This is a genomic window from Domibacillus antri (assembly GCF_001936625.1).
Taxonomy (GTDB): Bacteria; Bacillota; Bacilli; order Bacillales; family Domibacillaceae; genus Domibacillus; species Domibacillus antri.
The window spans coordinates 1-2,198 of record NZ_MSDU01000076.1; the positions used below are offsets into that span (position 1 = coordinate 1).

General features: G+C 42.9%; 2 protein-coding genes. Both read left to right on the top strand.

Features of this window, described 5'->3' with window-relative positions; genetic code table 11:
• Positions 1–90 precede the first annotated feature (90 nt).
• Positions 91–1,494 (top strand): aminotransferase class I/II-fold pyridoxal phosphate-dependent enzyme, encoded by a 1,404-nt coding sequence (locus BTO30_RS16740; protein WP_075399827.1) that lies wholly within the window; start codon positions 91–93, stop codon positions 1,492–1,494.
• Positions 1,491–2,123 carry a dTMP kinase gene (gene tmk / locus BTO30_RS16745; RefSeq protein ID WP_075399828.1) on the top strand — a complete coding sequence of 211 codons (633 nt, stop codon included), beginning with the start codon at positions 1,491–1,493 and terminating at the stop codon, positions 2,121–2,123. The genes BTO30_RS16740 and tmk overlap by 4 nt, the downstream gene beginning before the upstream one ends.
• Positions 2,124–2,198 lie beyond the last annotated feature (75 nt).

The following is a 2,198-nucleotide window of genomic DNA, read 5'->3' on the forward strand; positions in this document are numbered from 1 at the left end:
GAGCAGGACGCCGCCTGGCACATTATAAAAGGAGATGACTTTACGTCATCTCCTTTTTCTATACATAAAAATGAAAGGATGGATACATAAATGGATCAAACAAAAATGCCGCTTGTTGAAGCACTGAAAATGCATAAAGAAAAGAAACCCGTTGCTTTTCACGTTCCAGGACATAAAAACGGGCTGCTCTTTCCTTTCATAGATCTTTCGTATGATGTAACAGAATTAACCGGCCTGGACGATCTCCACTCTTCTGAAGGCTGTATTCAAGAAGCGGAAAAATTATTAAGCCATCTTTATCAAACCATTGAAAGTAATTTTCTTGTAAATGGAAGCACTGTCGGCAATTTGGCCATGATTCTTGGCTCTCTTTCAGAAGGAGACTGTGTATTTGTCCAGAGAAACTGTCACAAATCTATCCTGAATGCATTGAAGATGGCCAAAGCAACGCCTATTTTTTTAACGCCCGATTATGATGAAACGACGAAAACGGCTGTTTTGTTTTCTGCAGAAACGTTAACAAAAGCCTACCGGCAATACAAAAATGTGAAAGCAGTTATTTTTACGTATCCCTCTTATTATGGAATGACGGATTCATTTGAAATATTAGCCGCGGTTGCGAAAAAAAATGGTTCGCTTGTGCTGGTAGATGAAGCGCACGGCGCGCATTTTGTTCTTCCTTATGAAGGTATACCGAAAAGTTCCCTATACTCAGGGGCTGATGCAGCCGTCCAATCGGCTCATAAAATGCTGCCAGCAATGACAATGGGTTCTTATTTTCATATTCAATCAAAGGAAATAGACCGGGATAAAATCGTATTTTATTTACAGGCGCTGCAATCGAGCAGCCCCTCTTATCCGATCATGGTGTCTCTGGATGCGGCCAGAGCTTATACAGCAGCCTATGAAGAGCGGGATGTTCTTTATTCAATCGAAGTGAGAAATAGTGTAAAAGAGGTGCTGGAATCGAAAGGATGCATGTGTGTGCAGCCAGACGATCCGTATAAGCTGTTAGTCAGGGCGGACGGTATGTCAGGTTACGAGCTGAAGGCAATGTTGGAACAGGCGGGTCTATATCCCGAAATGGCCGATCCTTTTCAAGTGCTGTTTATTTTTCCTTTATTAAAAGAAGGACAGATGCAATTTGAAGCGGACGCTATAAAAAAGCTGCAATCTTTTCATTTGAAAAAAGGAACGGTGAGAAACCGTTTTCCAGTGGAACTAAAAACAGACGGTGTATCCCATCTGGCATTGCCGTATAATGAGCATAATAAATATAAAAAGCAATATATTGCTCTTAATGAGGCAGAAGGCCATATTGCGGCGGAAATGATTATTCCGTATCCTCCTGGTATCCCACTGTTAATGGAGGGAGAACAAATTACGCGAGATCATCTGCGTTCGTTGGAGTGGCTGATCGAAAATGGCAGCCGTTTTCATGGCGGCAGCGGGTTAAAAGAGAAACAGATGGCTGTTTTTCGAAAGGAGTTATGAAGGTGAAGGGTAAATTTATTACGGTAGAAGGACCTGAAGGAGCCGGCAAAACGACTATTTTGAATCGGATCGTTCAGGAATTGAAAAATAGAGGAATGGATGTAGTTCAAACACGCGAACCGGGCGGCATTGCGATTGCAGAGCAAATTCGGTCAGTTATTTTAAATAAAGAGAATACAGCGATGGATGCGCGGACGGAGGCGCTTTTATATGCGGCAGCACGCCGTCAGCATCTCATAGAAAAGGTCATTCCGGCGGTTGAACGTGGAGCGGTTGTGCTTTGTGACCGCTTTATTGACAGCTCGCTTGCGTATCAGGGGCATGCGAGAGGGCTTGGAATGGATGAGGTGGCATCGATTAATGATTTTGCCACAAACGGGATGATGCCCGAACTGACGCTTTTATTTGATGTGAGCCCTGAAGTGGGACTGGCTCGAATTTATCGACATAATGGCCGCGAAGTAAATCGGCTTGATTTAGAAGGCCTTTCTTTTCATGAGAAAGTGCGGGAAGGGTATTTATTGCTTGCAAAACGGGAAAAAGGCCGGATTGAAGTTGTGAATGCGGAAAAAAATGAAGAGACCGTATTTCAGGAAGCGCTCGAAAAAATTGAAAAAGTACTCCGTTAAAAGATTTGCTATCACGCGTGTTGATTAACCAGAATCATACAGTTTCCTTCCAGTGAACCTCAAAATAATGATGTA

Excerpts from the sequence above, each read along its gene's own strand:
- BTO30_RS16740 (WP_075399827.1), top strand. The coding sequence starts at position 91 with ATGGATCAAACAAAAATGCCGCTTGTTGAAGCACTGAAAATGCATAAA.
- tmk (WP_075399828.1), top strand. The coding sequence starts at position 1,491 with ATGAAGGTGAAGGGTAAATTTATTACGGTAGAAGGACCTGAAGGAGCC.